The organism is Mesorhizobium sp. M7A.F.Ca.CA.004.12.1.1, from assembly GCF_003997835.1.
Lineage (GTDB): Bacteria > Pseudomonadota > Alphaproteobacteria > Rhizobiales > Rhizobiaceae > Mesorhizobium.
In genome coordinates, this window is the sequence record NZ_RZRK01000868.1 from 1 (window position 1) to 2,510 (window position 2,510).

At 63.3% G+C, this 2,510-nt stretch carries 3 protein-coding genes; 2 read left to right on the forward strand and 1 reads right to left on the reverse strand.

Annotated elements, in window-relative coordinates; all coding sequences use genetic code 11:
* The coding region (locus EN984_RS30960; RefSeq protein WP_164765767.1) for an ABC transporter substrate-binding protein at positions 1–608 on the forward strand (608 nt) is incomplete at its 5' end.
* A 135-nt stretch (positions 609–743) separates the two neighbouring features.
* Positions 744–1,730 carry an iron ABC transporter permease gene (locus tag EN984_RS30965; protein WP_127267061.1) on the forward strand — a complete coding sequence of 329 codons (987 nt, stop codon included), beginning with the start codon at positions 744–746 and terminating at the stop codon, positions 1,728–1,730.
* Positions 1,731–1,754: 24 nt separating this feature from the next.
* Here the strand turns inward: EN984_RS30965 and EN984_RS30970 are convergent.
* Positions 1,755–2,510: metal ABC transporter permease (locus tag EN984_RS30970; protein WP_164765768.1), on the reverse strand; the 756-nt coding region annotated here is incomplete at its 5' end.

The window sequence follows — 2,510 nt, forward strand, 5'->3', positions numbered from 1 at the left end:
CGGGCGGCGAGGTGACACCCGATACGCTTGCTCCGCACGGCATCAAGACGCTGGTGCTGACGGAAAGCTGCGTCCATCTCGACAAGAGCCGCCCAGCCGCCTCGATGGACATGCTCTATGGCGACGTCGAAAAGCTGGGCAAGATTTTCGGCAAGGAGGCCGAGGCGGAGAAGCTTGTCTCCGGCTGGAAGAAGCAGCTCGCCGACATCACCGCCAAGGTCGGCAACGGCAAGGGTACGCGAGTGTTTCTCTATGATTCCGGCGAGGACAAACCGTTCACAGCAGGCAAGTTCGCCATCCCCAGCGCCATGATATCAGCCGCCGGCGGCGACAACATCATGGGCGACATGGAGACCAGCTGGGGCAACACGGACTGGGAAACGGTGGCGTCGCGCAATCCGCAATTCCTCATCCTGCTCGATTACCAGGACGGCGGCGGCTACAGGAAACTGCTTGATTTCCTGAAGTCCCACCCGGCGATGAAAGAAACGGACGCGGTCAAGAACGAGCGCTTCGTCGCCCTGCGCTATGCCGAACTGACACCCGGACCCGCCAATATCGAAGCGATCGACAAAATCGCCAAGGCCATGCATCCGGAAGCGTTTTGATGCCTGTCGCCCAAAAGTGCGCAGCGGTTTTGGGGCAACGACATGCATGAGCAAAAGATCCTGGAAGTGCGTCGCACGCGTCCTGACAGACACGACGCATTTCCAGGTTTGCGCCATCCGGCATTCGCACTGGCCATGCTGGTGGGAGCGGCGGCGATCGCCGCTCTCGCTCTGCTGTCGATCGCCTATGGCTCGACGTTGATTCCGTTGGCCGACGTCGTTGCCTCGCTTGGCCGTGCGATTGGCTTCAGCGGGCACGACGTGTCCGGGCCGGTAGGCAAGATCGTCGTCGACCTGCGGCTGCCGCGCACGATCCTGGCCATCTGCGTCGGGGCCGGTCTCGGCGTCGTCGGTGCGCTGCTGCAGACGGTGACCCGCAACGACCTTGCCGACCCGTTCCTGTTCGGCCTGTCGTCGGGCGCCGCCGCGGGTGCGGTTTCCGTCATCACCGTCTTCGGAGACAGTTTCGGCATCTGGACATTGCCGGTCGCGGCCTTCACCGGCGGCATATTGGCTGCCGGTGTCGTCCTGCTGCTGGTTGCGCGGGTGAGGGGGCAAGGCCCGGAGCGGCTGATCCTTGCCGGCCTTGCCGTGTCCTTCATGTTCACCGCCTTGACCAATTATCTTGTCTTTGCCGGCGACCAGCGCGCCGCGCACTCCGTGCTGTTCTGGACCATGGGTGGGCTCGGCCTGGCGCGCTGGGACAATATCTGGCTCGGCGCCTTGGGTGCGGGCACTATCCTGGCTTACGCGCTGTGGAACCACCGCCGGCTCGATGCTTTCCTGGCCGGCGAAAACGCCGCCGAAAGCCTGGGCGTGCCGGTGGCGCGGATGCGAAGGATGACCTTTCTCGTCGCCGCCTTCTCGACGGCGATCCTGGTCTCGGTCGCCGGCGTCATCGGCTTCGTCGGGCTGATGATCCCGCATCTGTCGCGGCCGCTGGCGGGCCCCTTGCACCTGCGCCTGGTTGCCAGCTGCGCCGTGTTCGGCGCGGTGCTGTTGCTGGCCAGCGACCTTCTGGCCCGAACGCTGCTGCCGCCGCAGGAACTGCCGATCGGCATCATCACCAGCTCGGTCGGCGCGTTCTTCGTCGTCACCATGCTGATCCGCAACCGGCTTTAAGCGTGGCCTCGGTCAGGGTCGCGATTACTCTCCCGAAATGCCCAGTTGCACCTGTTGCTTTGGGCGCTTCGACTGGAACAGGGCAAGCAAAAAAACGCCGGCCTGAACCACGACGATGGTCGGACCCGTGGCTGCGTCGATGTGATAGCTGAGGATCGTTCCCACGACGCTCGACCCGATGGCGGCCGCGGCAGCAATGGCGAGCATCCGCTCAAAGCTCTTCGTCAAAAGAAAACCGATCGCTCCCGGCGCGATCAGCATGGCGATGACAAGGATGATCCCGACAGCCTTCAGCGAGGCCACGATGGTCAACGCGAGCAGCGTCAAGAGCCCGAAATGCAGCAGATTGACGGGCAGGCCGATCGCGCGCGCATGGGCCGGATCGAAACAATAGAGCAGCAGATCCTTGCGTTTTGCCAGAACGATGAGGATCGCCGGCACGACGATGATCGCCGCCTCGATCACGTCGCGCCACTGGACGCCGAGCATGTTGCCGAACAGGATATGATTGAGATGCTGGTCGGTCTCGACCTTGACGAACAGAACCAGGCCAAACGCGAACATGCCTGAGAAGACGATGCCCATGACTGCGTCCTCCTTGATCCGGCTGTGCTGCTTGAGGTAGCCCGTCGCCAAAGCGCAGCCAAGCCCTGCCACGAATGCGCCGAAGGCAAGCGGGATCCCGGCGATATAGGCGAGCACAATACCCGGAAGCACGGCATGCGAAACGGCGTCGCCCATCAGCGACCAGCCCTTCAGGACGAGATAGCAGGACAACAC